The organism is Flavobacterium cerinum (assembly GCF_024496085.1).
In the GTDB taxonomy this organism is placed as follows: Bacteria; Bacteroidota; Bacteroidia; order Flavobacteriales; family Flavobacteriaceae; genus Flavobacterium; species Flavobacterium cerinum_A.
Map to the genome: position 1 here is coordinate 1,767,214 of NZ_CP101751.1, position 15,472 is coordinate 1,782,685.

Consider the following 15,472-nt stretch of genomic DNA (forward strand, 5'->3'; position numbering starts at 1 on the left):
AAAAACCCCGGAATTTACTCCGGGGTTTCTCAAACAAATTATAATAAAAATCTAAAACTTCTGGATTGTTAAAACATTCCGCCGCTGCTTTGTTTTGTGTTGTCTTCACGTTGCTTACGTTGTAATGCTCTGTTTTTACCACCACCGAACATATAGTTGAAACCAACGAATAACGATTGACTTTCCCAACGGAATTCACCTTCTCCCGGATAAGGGTTAACGCTTTCAAAACCGTATCGCATTGTCTTAAAGATATCGTTAAAACGAACACTTAAAGAAGCTTTGTTTTCCCAGAAACTGTAACGGCTTCCTGCATCGATTTTGTACATGGCTTTACTGTTGGCCTGAACACCGTCTACCGGGCCTCTATAGAATCCGAATAAAGAGAAACGTAAGCTCTTAGTAGCTTTGAAATTGTTATTTAAACGAGCGTTAAACGCAGCTGCATCGATTTGTTTTAAAGTATAATCGAAATCACCGGTTACCTCATTTTTGACAGCTACAACACCTTTCTGACGGATGTTAGAGAAGTCGATACTAGGTTGAACATCCCACCACGAGTTGAATTTGTAATTAGCCGAAACTTCGAAGCCATAAGCCAGGTTTTTGTCGAAATTGGTATAACTCATGATGATCTTTTTAGTGTCCGGATCAGCATTCGGGTCCGGGTAGAAAGTACGAGTGATTTCATCATTGATGTCACGGTAATATACGCCCGCTGTTACAGAACCGTTTTTCAACATTCGGGTATAGTTTACTTCAACTGAATTTGTAAACTGCGGAACCAATTCCGGGTTACCGATAGAAGTTACTCTTGGCGTACTGAATTCACGGATCGGTTTAGTTTGCTCTACACTCGGACGATCAACACGACGACTCAAACTGATTTGAAACTGGTTTTTATCCGTAGGGGTATACGTCATATAAGCCGATGGATATACGGTAATATAATCGTTTTTAAAAGGTGCATTCTGACCGTTTTGGTAATAATCCGCCTGAACTTTATAGCTTTCCAAACGAGCACCAAGCTGATAACTGAATTTTTTAAATTTCTGACCGAATGTCGTATAGAAGGAATAAATATCCACATCATAGTTGAAATTCGCATTCGGCGTGTTGAAACGTGATGTCAGGTAGTTGTTGTCAGTACGCATTAAACGTGCTTCAGCTCCCATTTCTAAAGTCGATTTTTCATTCAACGGATTTACATAATCTACGTTGATGATCGTGCTTTTACGATTGTCTTTTATATAATCTGCATAAGGACTTAAACCACCACCTGTCGGGTTAAAAGAAGCATCCTGATTGCTTTTAGTATAATTATAGTTCGCTTCTACATCCAAAGTGTGTCCTTCTTTTGCAAACAAATGTTTGAAAGCCAGGTTATATGTACTGTTTACGTTATCTGTATCGTAAATATCCTTTTGTGTAATGTTATTAGCCGAATTTGGGAAAGATAGATCAGTACGTACATTTCCTAAACCGCTGGTAAAGCTTTGGTTGGTATAAGCTGAAATCGTGTTTTTATCATTGATGTAAAAATCCATTCCGGCTTTAAACATATGCGTTTTGTTATCGTTTTTGATATCAAAAAGCTGTAAAGAGTTGTCGTCAAACTGATTGATTTCTCCCCAGTTTAATCGTTCGCCTAATGTATTACCGTAAGTACCAAAAAAGTTCACTTTTCCCGTACGGTAGTTCATGTCTAAAGTATTGTTGTATTTCGGAACATCAGCAAAAGTAATTCCGGTATTAAAGTTACCGTTAAATCCGTTATTCGAATTTTTATGCAATACGATATTGATGATTCCGGACATTCCCTCCGGATTGTATTTCGCAGACGGATTCGTGATTAATTCAATTTTTTTAATAGAAGTCGACGGGATTTGTTTTAATAATTGAGACGCATCCATATTCGTCGGTTTTCCGTCAACCAAAATTCTTACGTTTTCGTTACCGCGTAATGAGATTTTACCGTCCTGATCTACGTTAACAGACGGAATGTTGTTCATAATTTCAGATGCAGTAGCACCGGCAGTTGTTAAATCACGCCCTACGTTAATTACTTTTCGGTCGATTTTCTGTTCAATTGTCGAACGTTCCGCAACTACGGTAACCCCTTCTAATTGTTTTGCCTCCGATTCCAGTCCGATACTTCCTAAAGCTACCGATTTGTTTTCCGGAGTGATGGTAAAGTTTCGGGTAAATGTTTTGTAACCCATATATTGGATTTCCAATACATACGATTTTGGTGCCAGTCCGGTAATGTTAAACGAACCGTTATCTTCTGTAATACCTCCGGTAACTACTTTGTTGTTCTCTTTAATAGCAATAGTGGCATAGGATATAGGCTCCTTAGAAGCTTTATCGCTCACCTTACCGGAGACAGAACCCGGATTTTGGGCGTAAAGATTACCGATTGCGGTAAGTACACAGATTAAAAATAGTTTTAGTTTCATGTCTGATTGTTTTACTAATTGATGATTGTATTCCGATTGCAAATGTATAGCATTAATTCAGTTGTTTGTATAACAAGGTACTATTTATAATAAATTTAAATAAAATGCTCACAAAACGAAGGGCAGATACAATAAATAGACATAAAAAAGGTTCTTTTGTTACAAAAAAACAGCAAAAAATGAAGAAATAATCAGATGGAAATATAATAGCTTGAAAATCAATAGCTATTTTTGTTATTTTCAGATTAACAAATTACTGAATTAAACGTATCTTTGCACGCTTAAAAATAAAATCACCATGACATTATCACATATTCTTACGCCCCATATACAGAAAGCAGTTCAGGCTTTATTTGATGTTACACTTGAAAAAGTTGAATTTCAGGTTACGCGCAGGGAGTTTGAAGGTGATATTACGATGGTTATTTTTCCGCTTTTAAAACTAATTAAAAGTAATCCGGTAGAACTGGGTTCTAAAATCGGACAATACCTGGTGGATAATACAAATGAAGTAGTGCGTTTTAACGTAGTTTCAGGATTCCTGAATATTGTAATTGATGATACGTACTATCTGAATTTTTTCAATACAATTAAAGGTGATAAACAATATGGCTTCCGCACTCCGAAAGAGGGCGATAAAGCTATTATGGTAGAATATTCATCTCCTAATACAAACAAACCGTTGCATTTGGGACACGTTCGTAATAACTTATTAGGTTTTTCCGTGGCTGAAATCCTAAGAGCATCGGGTAAAAAAGTATATAAGACACAAATCATCAACGACAGAGGGATTCATATCTGTAAATCCATGTTGGCGTGGCAGAAATTCGGACAAAATCAGACACCGGAAAGTACCGGATTAAAAGGAGATAAACTGGTAGGAAATTTTTATGTAACTTTTGATAAAGAATATAAAAGTCAGATCAGCGAATTAATGGAACAGGGTAAAACAGAAGAGGAAGCGAAAAAACAAGCTCCGATTATTCTGGAAGCTCAGGAAATGTTACGTAAATGGGAAGCCGGAGATGCTGAAGTTGTCGCACTTTGGAAAAAAATGAACCAATGGGTTTATGACGGATTTGCCGTAACATACAAAAATCTGGGTGTTGATTTTGATAAAGAATACTTTGAAAGTAATACGTATCTGCTTGGAAAAGATGTTGTACAAATCGGACTTGAAAAAGGTGTTTTCTATAAAAAAGAAGACGGATCAGTATGGATCGATCTTACAGCAGACGGATTGGATGAAAAACTGGTATTGCGTTCCGATGGAACTGCGGTTTATATGACACAAGATATCGGAACTGCTATCCAACGTGTAAAAGATTTTCCTGATGTAGGCGGTATGGTTTATACCGTTGGAAATGAACAGGATTATCACTTTAAAGTGTTATTTCTGATTCTTAAAAAATTAGGGTTCGACTGGGCGGAAAGCTTATATCATTTATCATACGGGATGGTAGAGTTGCCTAGCGGAAAAATGAAATCACGTGAAGGAACTGTAGTTGATGCCGATGATCTGATGGAAGAAATGACAGATACTGCTCAGACTATTTCGGAAGAATTAGGAAAGTTGGACGGATATACGGATGCAGAAAAACAAGCATTATACCGCGTAATCGGAATGGGAGCGCTTAAATATTTTATGCTAAAAGTAGATCCGAAGAAAAGCATGTTGTTTAACCCGAAAGAATCCGTGGATTTTGCCGGAAACACAGGACCTTTTATCCAATATACCTATGCGCGTATTCAGTCGATCTTAAGAAAAGCCGATTTTAATCTGGACGAAACGCTAACGGTAACCTTACATGAAAAGGAAAAAGAACTTTTAAAACAAATCGAGTTGTATCCGGAAGTGATACAAAATGCAGCTTCGCACCATAGTCCGGCTTTGATAGCAAATTATACTTATGACCTGGTAAAAGAATATAATTCGTTCTACCAGTCGGTTTCAATACTAGGTGAAGAAGATCAAAATAAAAAAATCTTCCGTGTACAATTATCCGAAAAAGTAGGAGCAATCATCAAATCGGCTTTCGAACTTTTAGGGATTCAGGTGCCGGAGCGAATGTAATTCAGCATAAACGATATAAATAATAATACGGTGAATCAGCCAAAATCATATTTTTTTCAATCACTTGCGATAATCGCAATTTCGATTGTAGCTTTTATCGCTTTCAAATCTTTCCTGCCTAAAAAACTGTTTACAGAAACAGGAGGGAACTCTAAAAATGTAGTCATAGACAGTTTGCTTTTAGAAGCGATTGAAAAGGATACTATTGATAAAGGAGAAGATACTATTTCCAAACAGCCCATTAAGTTTAAAGCGGTGGACGGTATTGTTTTTCCAACGGAAACGTTTGAAGATTACAAAGGATTCCAGCACTTAGTCGGTTTCTTTGAAAAACTATTCCAATTGGAAACCAATCATGAAGGTAAAGTTCGTATCGCTTATTTTGGGGATTCAATGACCGACGGTGATATGATCGTACAGGATTTTCGTGCGAATTTTCAAAACCGATTTGGTGGAAACGGAGTTGGTTTTGTTAATATTACATCTGAATCAGCAGCATCACGCGGATCGATAAAACATGAATTTTCGACCAACTGGAAAACACAATCCTATCTGAATGTAAAGCGTCCTAGAAAACCGTTCGGAATTAACGGACATGTTTTCTTTGCTAATGATACCGCACATGTGGAATGGGTAAAATATAAAGCTTCAAACTTACAGCATCTTAGCGAATTGTATAATCCGACGTTATTCTACGGAAAATCAGGTAACAAAGAAGCTAAAGTTGCATTTAAAATCGGAAATGATACGATTTATAAGAAGTTAAACCCGTCACGACTGGTAAACAGTATTGCATTGGGGAATACGGTTAAAAATCTTAAGGTCGATTTTATTAAAGCGGATTCCATTCCGGTATACGGATTCAATTTTGATGATGGAAAAGGAGTTCATGTAGATAATTTTTCCAACAGAGGAAATTCAGGATTACCGATCACAACATTTAATACGGAAGTAATGCGTCAGTTTAATGAAAAGCTGGGATACGATCTGATTGTATTGCATTACGGAACCAATGTGCTTAATTATGGTTCCTATAATTACGGATGGTATGAGCGTAAAATGACAAATGTTGTAAACCACCTGAGAGAATGTTTTCCGGGTGTAGCGATTTTGATCATATCAACTGCGGATAAATCGACCAAATACGATTTAGAAATGAAAACCGATTCGGCTGTTGTTCCGTTAACCGTGGCACAGAAAAAATATGCCATTCAAGGACAAGCGGGATATATCAATTTATATACCCTGATGGGCGGTGACGGATCGATGGTGAAATGGGTAGAAGAAGTACCTGCGTCTGCCAATAAAGACTATACACACTTTAACCATAGAGGTGCTAAAAAAATATCCGATATAATCTATAATCAGATTAATCAGGGATATGAACAATATAAAAAATTACGAGCAGCAAGAAAAGCACCGGCTACACCTAAGCCGGTTGTCAAAAAAGACAGTGTGACAGTTAAAAAAGATACCACTCATGTGCAATAAATTTCTTTTTATACTGCTGTATGCTTTGTATGGCGGCCCTGCATTTTCCCAGGTTGATTCGCTTGAAACAATAGTAGATTCTGTATCGGTTGAAGAACAACCGGTTGTGTATGGGGAAAACAAGATTGCAAACACAGCTGCTTTACAAAAGTTTTTTGATAAACTTTATACGCTGGAAGTAACCGGAAAGGGAAAGGTGAATATTCTTCATATAGGGGATTCGCATATTCAGGCCGATTTATTTACCGGTGTTATCCGTAAAAATCTGCAATATAAATTCGGAAATGCCGGTCTTGGTTTTTCTTTTCCTTATAATCTGGCTAAAACTAACGGTAATCATTTTATCCGGTATTCCTCCAATGAATCCTGGAGCAGTTACCGGAATATAAATCCGGTAAACGGAAATCCGGTTGGATTAAGCGGAATTGCGCTGACAACAAATGCAAAAGATTTTGCGATTGAGATCAATGTAAAAGATCCGGTTTATGAATTTAATACCTTGAGAATTCTGACGCCGCAAAACCAGAATTTATTTGATGTGGCAACCAGTTCCAAAACAATCGTGCTGGAATCGAATGTGCCGAAAAAAATCAATCATAAGATTAAAAAAGGGGAGGCTATATCGATTATTGCAGATAAATACAACATATCTGTAGCAGAATTGAAAAAAGCAAACGGTTTAAAAAATAATAATATACGAGCCGGTAAGATATTGCGCATTCCAACCAATGAAATGCAAAAGAAAAGCATTAAACGATCGGAATTTATCCCGTTGCCACTGGAACAGCAAGACGGTACTTATAGCTATTACAATGCGGAAACAATCAAAAAGATCTATTTACTGCCTAATAAAAGTGCTTCTAAGTTTGCCTTAAACGGGTTGGTATTTGAAAAAGATGCTCCGGGCGTTGTTTATAACAGTATCGGAGTAAACGGAGCTAAATTTTCGGATTATAATAAGTATCCTTTATTCTTTGATCAAGTACCGGCATTACATCCGGATCTGATAATTGTATCGTTGGGTACGAATGAAACGTTCGATAAAATGGATGTAGCAGCCTATATGGCACAGTTAAACCAATTTGTTGATGCGATAAAACAAAAAAATCCGGATGTTGAGATATTGGTGATGACACCGCCTCCATCAATGCTTTATCGTCGTTCATTAAATACTTTTGCTGCTGATTATGCGCGTGATATCAATGCGCAATCGGAAGCCAGACAACATGCGGTTTGGGATTTATTTTCCATTTTTGGCGGATTATACGGTGTAAACAGTAATTACCGCCAGGGATTAATGGCAGGAGATAAAGTACATTATTCCAAATCAGGATATGAAAAACAGGGAACCCTGTTTACAGAGGCACTTTTACAAGCCTATGAGAATTATAAAACAAGTTTGAAAAATTGATTACGTTTTTGAATATGCAAGATTGGTTCGCCCAAAATATAACGTCGCTTTTTACCGGCATTACTGCTGAAACAGTAAAGAACTGGTTTGTATACAATCCGAAAGAACCGTTGTTGTTTAATACCGGATTGTTCCTGGGGTTATTTCTCGTTTTTTATTCGGTTTATATTCTGACCCGGAAAACTTTCCATCTAAGACTGATCTATGTGATCTGTTTTTCACTGTTTTTCTACTATAAGTCAAGCGGGATTTATTTCCTGTTGTTATTAGCATCATCCGTAGTAGATTATAATCTGGGGAATATTTTACATCGGGAAAGCAGGGTAGTAGCTAAAAAGTTATATCTGGCTTTTAGTGTGGTGTTAAACCTGAGTTTTCTGGGGTATTTTAAATATACCAATTTTATCATTGAAAATTACAACGCCTTGTCGGGTGAACATTTTGATTTTCAGAAAATTATTCTTCCTGTAGGGATTTCCTTTTATACTTTTCAGTCAATCAGTTATATTATTGAAGTATATCGAAAAGAGATCGAACCGACTAAAAGTTATATTGATTACTTGTTTTTCGTTTCGTTTTTCCCGCAGTTAGTGGCCGGACCTATTGTTCGGGCGAAAGACTTTTTACCGCAGATATACCAAAAGTTAAGCCTGACAAAAGACGATGTTAATAGAGCATTGTTGCTGATTATCGGAGGTTTGATTAAGAAAACGGTTATCTCGGATTATATATCGATCAATTTTGTGGATCGTGTATTTGATGCACCGTCCAGTTATACGGCATTTGAAAATTTAATGGCCTCTTATGGTTATGCGATCCAGATTTACTGTGATTTTTCCGGATATTCTGATATGGCGATTGGAGTTGCTTTATTATTAGGATTCAAATTACCAACGAACTTCCGTACTCCTTATCAGTCGGCTTCAATTACCGAATTCTGGAGAAGATGGCATATTTCGTTATCGACATGGTTAAAAGACTTTTTATATATATCAGTAGGAGGAAATCGTAATGGATCTTTTGCGGGATTCTTGTTTCCGGCTCTGTTTTTCTTCGGTCTTATAGTATGGGGAATTACGTATGCGCCAACCAGTAATATTCCGTTGATTTTGGCAGTATCTTCATTGGTAGTATTTTCATTGACATTTTTGTTGTCACGTGATAAGGAGCGTACGATGTATACAAATGTCAATCTCTTAACAACAATGTTATTAGGTGGTTTATGGCATGGTGCGAGTCTGCGTTTTATCATTTGGGGAGCCTTACATGGTGTAGCTTTAGCGGTTCATAAAATTTTTATAGAATTTTTTCCGCCTAAAAAAGAAGAAAAGAAACGTTTTGGCGGATGGGTATGGCACGTACTCGCTGTAATTTTTACATTTCACTTTGTGACTTTTTGCTGGATATTTTTCCGTGCAAAAGATTTTACAACAGCTCTAGAATTGATTAATAATATAGGGAAGCTGACTTTTGATCCGGGACAGTGGAAAGTGATTGCAGAAGGATATAAGAATGTGTTTATATTAATGACAATCGGTTTTGTTTGGCATTTTCTACCGGAAAAGTTGGTTAATGGTATGCAAGGAAGTTACAGAGCGCTGCCTATTGTAGGGAAAGCAATCATTCTGGGACTGGTATACTGGTTAGTTTATGCGACAGCATCAGCAGGACCACAGCCTTTTATTTATTTTCAGTTTTAAATCATAAGGAAATATTAAGAAGGTATTGTGAAGATGATTTTATTTTTTTGCTAAATTTGGAACAATTCTACCGAAACGGGTAGTAATTAAAATAAATCTAATAATTAATCAAAATAGGAAGACAATGAAAAAATTAATGGCAGTTGCAGCAGTAGCACTTTTTACAGTATCAATGAATGTTAATGCACAGGAGCAAAAACCAAAAGAGAAAAAAGAGTGTTGTTCTGCTAAAGGAAAAGAAACAAAAAAAGCATGTTGTTCAGCTGATAAAGCTACAGCAAGTGCTGAGAAAAAAGCATGTTGCTCTAAAGATGCTAAAAAAGCATAACACCGTAATAAGCTTATATGAAAAGCCGCTTTTTTTAAAGCGGCTTTTTTAGTGATCATTTTGAATCACAATGAAAAACATTATATAGTAATTGGCTTATTCTGACATTTGATTTGTAATTATACTATTGGTTTTGTTATGTTGATTTTTCGATATTGTTTCCAGATCATTTTTCCATTCTTCTACTAATTCCGGAATTCGGGTAACGACCTCTCTTCCGAAGATGACTTCATCAACCAGTCCGATGTGCATTAAATCAACTAATCGACACAAATAGGATTTTCCTTTTGCCCACCAAGTATAATAATCATCTATGATAAGGTAATTTTTTATTAGTTTTCCGGTTTTATACTGAGCTTCGCATAGTTCCCAACCATCTAGTTGGGCAGCATATACACTATCAGAGACACGACTTCCAAATGTTGTGGTATAATAATATTCTTTAATTTCCCATATCGCTTTCGGATTGATAACCGATGGAAAAACGCCGTTTGCTCTGCGGGGTAAAACCCGAATAGGAAAGTTGTTTTCTGTAATAACCGTTAATTCTTTCGGAGAGAAATCACAATTGTAATCTCCTTTGTGCTTACAGATTAACATATTGACGATACCTTTTAGATAGGCATAATCCTTTTTCTCTTTTTTCTGCTTATTAAGAGGAAGCGGACAATTCGGATCTAATTCTTTTTTCATTGAATAGAATAATTCCTGAGCCTGTTCCCGTGTCATTAAAAGCGGTAATATAGCATTGGTTAATAATTCTCTTCGATACCTCATGTAAGAGATGATATGTAATCCTAATTTGGTTAAACCTTTATCATCAATTAATTTACTATAATCAAGATGATCACTTTTAAAGGCATCGATGATTTGTTCTACCGTTGGGACTACTAAATTGGTTTGCGGGTTAACTGCACTTGGTTTTTTTGTAAAACCGAGTCTTTGGTTTAATATTTTTATGTTGGCCCAAAATTCCAACGGCTGGTTTTTAAAGCGATCGTTTGGTTTCATTTAATTTCTGTTCAAATTTTACTATAAATTCCGTTAAAGTCATATTCATTGTTTCTACGAAGTATTTTAATTCAATAATATCTATTCTCCTTTCTCCGTTTTCCACTTTACTGATTAAGGATTGTGGAACGGCTAGTTTTGTTGCCAGATCAAATTGTCGTAAGTTGTTTTCAACTCTTAAATTGTATAAGATTTCGCGTAAAATCCGATACTCCCTGCTGTAAAGACTTTTGTTCATATAGACTAAAGGTATTTATTGGAATTCTATATCCCAAATCAGGATGTCAGAATACACTGGTTATATTTGTTCAAAAATTAATGTTGGTTTTAAAAAAAAATAAGGAGAATTGTACACTCCCAAAGGCTCAGTTGTTGAAATGGGTAGGAAATAAACAGAAAATAGCAACTCAGATTATAAAGTACTTCCCCAGGAAGTTCAATACTTTTTATGAACCGTTTCTTGGAAGTGGGGCAATAATGGCAACTTTATGTCCTAAAAAAGGCATTGGCTCTGATATTTATCCACCGCTTATGGCCATTTGGGATATGTTAAAGCAAGATCCTCAATGTTTAATTGACTGGTATGAGGAACGAATTGACCGAATTAACGACCAGGATAAAGTAACGGTTTACAACGATATTCGCGATTCCTTTAATAAAAATAATAATGGCGCCGATTTTATTTTCCTGTTAAGGGCCTGTTATGGCGGAGTTATCCGATTTCGAAAAGCAGACGGTTTTATGAGTACTCCCTGTGGAGTGCATACCCCGATTTCGGCAGAAACTTTCCGGAAAAGGGTATATGAATGGAGTGAAAGAATGGCTAATGTTGAATTTCGGCAATGTGATTATAAAACAATTTTTGATCAGGCGCATGAAGGGGATCTTATTTATTGTGACCCTCCGTATCCAATCAGTCAGAATATCCTCTACGGTGCTCATGACTTTAAATTGACGGAATTATTCGATTGTATTGATCAGGCTAAAAATAGAGGTGTATTTGTTGCATTGAGTATCGATGGATCTAAAAAAGCAAATCGTTATTTGGAAAATTTAGAGTTTCCGGATGATTTGTTTCAACGTGATATTTCTTTGTCATTGGGAAATTCTATGCTGAAAAGATTCCAGATGGAAGGCCTTAAAATCAGGAGCGAAAAAGCAATTAAAGATCGATTGTTATTAACCTATCGCTTGTGATAAGGTGATCAATAGTAGTGTAAATTATATAAGCGAAATGGTAAAATGTCTCGTTGATTTCTCTTAAGAAAAAGAAAAAAGGGAATTACTAAAAAAGGATAGCTGTAAGCTATCCTTTTTTAGATATAATGATGTCGGTAGTTGATTCTCCGCTTTTTTTAAACCTCAAGTTGATAGATACGTGATGTTTCTTCCCAGGGATGATGACCGTCACCGATATATTGAAAGCCATATTTTTCGTAATAACCGATATGATCCGTGCAAAGATTCAAATATTTGAAGCCGGCTGCCCGTGTGTCTTTCCTGGCCTGTTCTAATAGTAAAGCGCCATATGCATTACCACGATGAGCTTCCGCAATAAACATAGCGCAGACCCATGGGTATAAATCCATTCTACTGATAAAATCATTGGTGATCAAACCGGCACAACCGATTAAATCGCCCTCTTTTTCTAATAAATACCATTGCGGTAAAGATTGTTCCGCATCTATACAATGACGGATACAGTCTTCATAAATGATAGCCGGAACTTCCGGCCAGCTTTGTTGTAAATAATGTATTGCTTTTGTCGCATATTCCGGGTTCTTCCGGATGGATATAATGTTTGTTTTCATAATTTGTTTTTAAGATTAATCTTCTTTCTCCTGAAAAAGAGCCAGAATAAATCCAATGCCTAAACCACTTATTAAGCCTCCAATATGACCTGCATTGTCAGTTCCGAAATGAGCAAAGCCGGCTAACAGGTTAAATCCGATATAAGGAAGTACGAGTATTAAAAAACTTTTGTTGACTTCTACTGCAAAACGTTTCATAAGAAGAAGTGCCAATAAATAACCGTATATACCGAATATCGCACCGGATGCACCGGAAGATACGACATCGTCATACCATAAAATACTGGCAAGGCTGGCGATGATACCGGTAATCATATAAACGGTAATCAATTTTATACGCCCTACAAGAGGTTCCAATAGCATACCGGCTAACCATAATCCGGAAATATTGGCTACTAAATGTATGATACCACCGCCATGTACAAACATGCTGGTAATTAACCGCCACCATTCGCCGTCAGCAACTAATGTAGCATTGTTTGCGCCCCATTTTATCAGATCATTAGTCTTAAAGACCATAAAGCCGGATCCGCTTAAAAACATTAGTATGAAAACAACGATATTAAGATTGATCAGAATTGGGGTTATATAGTAATTGTCGGAAGGTTTTAAAAAAGCAATGATAGCAGCGATGTCTTCTTGTGCGGATTTGTCGCGTTGTCCGGATTTGATCCGATTCATTTGATCCGGATGTGCTTTCGGAATCCGGATTAATAGTAAAAATACTAATGATCCGACGATTATGGAACCGATCAACCAATATAACTTGTTTCCGTTATGTGCTTCAAATGGCTCATTAATACCGATTAAAATGGTTTGATCAGTATCATATGCAAAACGATTTGTTATGGCTGTGATATAATTTTCTTTGTCATCAGAATTACCAAGCCTTTCCAGATATTGAAAAACGGAAACATCTTTTTGTAAAAAATCTTCTTCACTTTCTTTTAAAAATTTACGGGCAGCATATTCCTTTTCACTTGGATCCAGTCGGTTGCTAATCGTTTTTGCATATTGAATACCAAGCCATATATGAGGAATTCCTTTGGTTGCATCCTCCTGACTTTCGAATATAGGCAGTGCTGCATATATTTTCATGTCAAAATTGGTATTGTTTTTACCGGAGATGCCGTAGGTTGTATTAACTCCGATCAGGTTTTTATCTACATAATAATCCTTAAAGGTGTAGTATTTGGACGCCTCAAATTGATCGATTTCTTTCGGACTGGTAAGGGATGTTAATTTGCCGGAAGCACTGGTAAGGTATTTTTGAGCGATGATAAGCGGAACGGAAAGGACAACAAGCGTTATAATAAAGCTTAAGGTTTTACCGTCTAGTCGTTGCGGATTGATGTCCAGTATTTTTAAGCGCGGCAGAAGAAACAACCAGGTTACTAATCCGGCCAATACAGCAGGAATAAAAAAGTTCGGAATAATTTCGTCTAATGAAAGAAGGTTCCATTTGATAAAAAGTAACCAGTTTAGCAAAGTGTAACCGATTAATAAGCCAAAGAGAACAAATAAATAAGGGATAAAAATAAATCGTAATTTTTCTTTCATAATTTCAAAGCTGTTACAAGAATAGTAATGTGACCTACAAATATAGGAAGTGAAGTTGTGAAATGTAGGATTTTATTTTAAATTTTGGAAAGATAAGAGGGAAGTGAAGTGAATTATAACTGAAACCGATAAAAAAACGGAACCATTGAATGTGGTTCCGTTTTTTATTTTATGATGAAGTGTCATCGTTTTTTCCCGGTCGAATGATCATTCGCAATGGCTGATCTTTTGAAAAGTAGGCGACCGTCCAGTTGTAAAGTGTTTGCAATCGGTTTCGATAGGTAACTAACGACATCAGGTGAATAAACAACCAGACTAACCAGGCAAAGAATCCGTTAAAATGAACTTTTGGTTTTTCAAGATCTACGACAGCTTTATTTTTGCCGATGATCGCCATGGAACCTTTGTCATTATAACTAAAAGGAGTTAACGGTTTGTTCGCAACCATAGCTTTAAAGTTTTGTGCCAGATGACGTGCCTGTTGTATGGCTACCTGTGCCAATTGCGGATGTCCGTTTGGAAACTTAGGATCGGTAACTTGTAAGCAGGTATCGCCAACAGCATATATATTCGTGAATCCTTTGATCTTGTTGTGCTCATCCACCTGCATTCGTCTTCCGCGCCCGTAAACTTCTTCCGGAATTCCGTCAAATAGTTTAGCACTCACACCCGCTGCCCAGATTAATATTTCCGTTTTAATGGTTTTTCCGTCGGCAAAATAAACCGTACCGTCTGAGTAATCTTTAACCTGTGAATTAAGGCGTACTTTAACCCCCAGTTTTGTTAAGGCTTTATAGGTGTTTTGCTGGGAATTAACACTCATCGGAGCTAGTACTGCCGATCCGCCGTCAACCAAATAAATGTCACTTAAAGTATTCGCCAGTTCCGGATATTCTTTTCGCATGATACCGTTACGCATTTCGGCAAACATACCGGATAATTCCACTCCGGTTGGTCCGCCGCCAGCCACAACGATGGTTAATAACTGACGTCTTCTACGCGGATCTTCACAAATCGCGGCCTTTTCCATTTGTTGCAACAAACGATTACGCATTTCAACAGCATCATTCAACGTTTTCATCGGAATAGCATTCTTACGTACATTTTCCATACCGAAATAGTTACTCTCGGCTCCGGTTGCAAATACCAGTTGATCGTATTCCAGTTCTCCGTTTGAGAGAATCACTTTATTATTTGGGGCGTCTACCCGAATTAGTTCGGCTAGTCGGAATGTAATATTCTTTTTACCGGAAAATAATTTTCGGAAAGGATAGCTAATACTGGAAGGTTCCAGAAAGGCTGTAGCTACCTGATATATCAGGGGAGGGAAAAAGTTATAATTGTTTTTGTCAACCAGTACAACTTGAAAATCTTTATTGTTGGCTAAAGATTTGGCCAGATTGATACCGGCAAAACCACCTCCTATTATGACTATTTTCATATGTATATTATTTAAAAAACAGATATTTTGACAGTAGTATTCGTGTTAAAACGGTACTATAAATTTACCCATTTTAAAACCGATAACCAATTGAAAAACAATATTTCGCATAAATAATAACAAAGCATTAACTTTTAAACAGGATTTTGATTGAAATGACAAAAAAAGCGATAAAATAAAACCGAC

The 15,472-nt window shown here is 36.7% G+C and carries 12 protein-coding genes; 6 read left to right on the top strand and 6 right to left on the bottom strand.

From position 1 onward, the window contains the following. Positions 1-68 precede the first annotated feature (68 nt). Entirely contained in the window at positions 69-2,459 is a 2,391-nt protein-coding gene (locus tag NOX80_RS07825; RefSeq protein WP_256552732.1) for a TonB-dependent receptor domain-containing protein, read from the bottom strand. 298 nt (positions 2,460-2,757) lie between these two features. Between NOX80_RS07825 and argS the strand changes: the two genes are divergently transcribed. The 5 genes from argS (at position 2,758) to NOX80_RS07850 (ending at position 9,463) form a co-directional block, all read left to right on the top strand. After that, the gene (gene argS, locus NOX80_RS07830; RefSeq protein WP_256552733.1) at positions 2,758-4,533 is read left to right on the top strand and encodes an arginine--tRNA ligase; all 1,776 of its coding nucleotides are present in this window, start codon (positions 2,758-2,760) and stop codon (positions 4,531-4,533) included. Between the two features lie 30 nt (positions 4,534-4,563). Continuing rightward, positions 4,564-6,024, top strand: coding sequence for a hypothetical protein (locus tag NOX80_RS07835; RefSeq protein WP_256552734.1), 1,461 nt, complete (start codon positions 4,564-4,566; stop codon positions 6,022-6,024). Further along, the gene (locus tag NOX80_RS07840) at positions 6,014-7,435 is read left to right on the top strand and encodes a GDSL-type esterase/lipase family protein (RefSeq protein ID WP_256552735.1); all 1,422 of its coding nucleotides are present in this window, start codon (positions 6,014-6,016) and stop codon (positions 7,433-7,435) included. Before NOX80_RS07835 ends, NOX80_RS07840 begins: the two co-directional genes overlap by 11 nt. A gap of 14 nt (positions 7,436-7,449) precedes the next feature. After that, positions 7,450-9,135 carry an MBOAT family O-acyltransferase gene (locus NOX80_RS07845; protein ID WP_256552736.1) on the top strand — a complete coding sequence of 562 codons (1,686 nt, stop codon included), beginning with the start codon at positions 7,450-7,452 and terminating at the stop codon, positions 9,133-9,135. A gap of 124 nt (positions 9,136-9,259) precedes the next feature. Then, positions 9,260-9,463 carry a hypothetical protein gene (locus tag NOX80_RS07850; protein ID WP_256552737.1) on the top strand — a complete coding sequence of 68 codons (204 nt, stop codon included), beginning with the start codon at positions 9,260-9,262 and terminating at the stop codon, positions 9,461-9,463. Between the two features lie 96 nt (positions 9,464-9,559). Here NOX80_RS07850 and NOX80_RS07855 read toward each other — a convergent pair whose 3' ends face one another. Both NOX80_RS07855 and NOX80_RS07860 read right to left on the bottom strand, forming a co-directional pair. Beyond that, positions 9,560-10,474 (bottom strand): DUF7687 domain-containing protein, encoded by a 915-nt coding sequence (locus NOX80_RS07855; RefSeq protein ID WP_256552738.1) that lies wholly within the window; start codon positions 10,472-10,474, stop codon positions 9,560-9,562. Next, complete coding sequence (locus NOX80_RS07860; protein ID WP_256552739.1) at positions 10,452-10,712, bottom strand: helix-turn-helix domain-containing protein; 261 nt, start codon at positions 10,710-10,712, stop codon at positions 10,452-10,454. Before NOX80_RS07860 ends, NOX80_RS07855 begins: the two co-directional genes overlap by 23 nt. An 80-nt stretch (positions 10,713-10,792) precedes the next feature. On the opposite strand from NOX80_RS07860, the gene NOX80_RS07865 reads away from it, so the two are divergent. Further along, a complete protein-coding gene (locus NOX80_RS07865; protein ID WP_256552740.1) occupies positions 10,793-11,671 on the top strand; it encodes a DNA adenine methylase in 879 nt (292 codons plus the stop codon). Positions 11,672-11,829: 158 nt separating this feature from the next. On the opposite strand, the gene NOX80_RS07870 is transcribed toward NOX80_RS07865, so the two are convergent. From NOX80_RS07870 to NOX80_RS07880, 3 genes are all read right to left on the bottom strand, one after another. Continuing rightward, entirely contained in the window at positions 11,830-12,285 is a 456-nt protein-coding gene (locus NOX80_RS07870) for a GNAT family N-acetyltransferase (RefSeq protein WP_256552741.1), read from the bottom strand. A 15-nt stretch (positions 12,286-12,300) separates the two neighbouring features. Then, entirely contained in the window at positions 12,301-13,845 is a 1,545-nt protein-coding gene (locus tag NOX80_RS07875; RefSeq protein ID WP_256552742.1) for a rhomboid family intramembrane serine protease, read from the bottom strand. 169 nt (positions 13,846-14,014) lie between these two features. Beyond that, entirely contained in the window at positions 14,015-15,286 is a 1,272-nt protein-coding gene (locus NOX80_RS07880; protein ID WP_256552743.1) for an NAD(P)/FAD-dependent oxidoreductase, read from the bottom strand. Between the last annotated feature and the right edge of the window lie 186 nt (positions 15,287-15,472).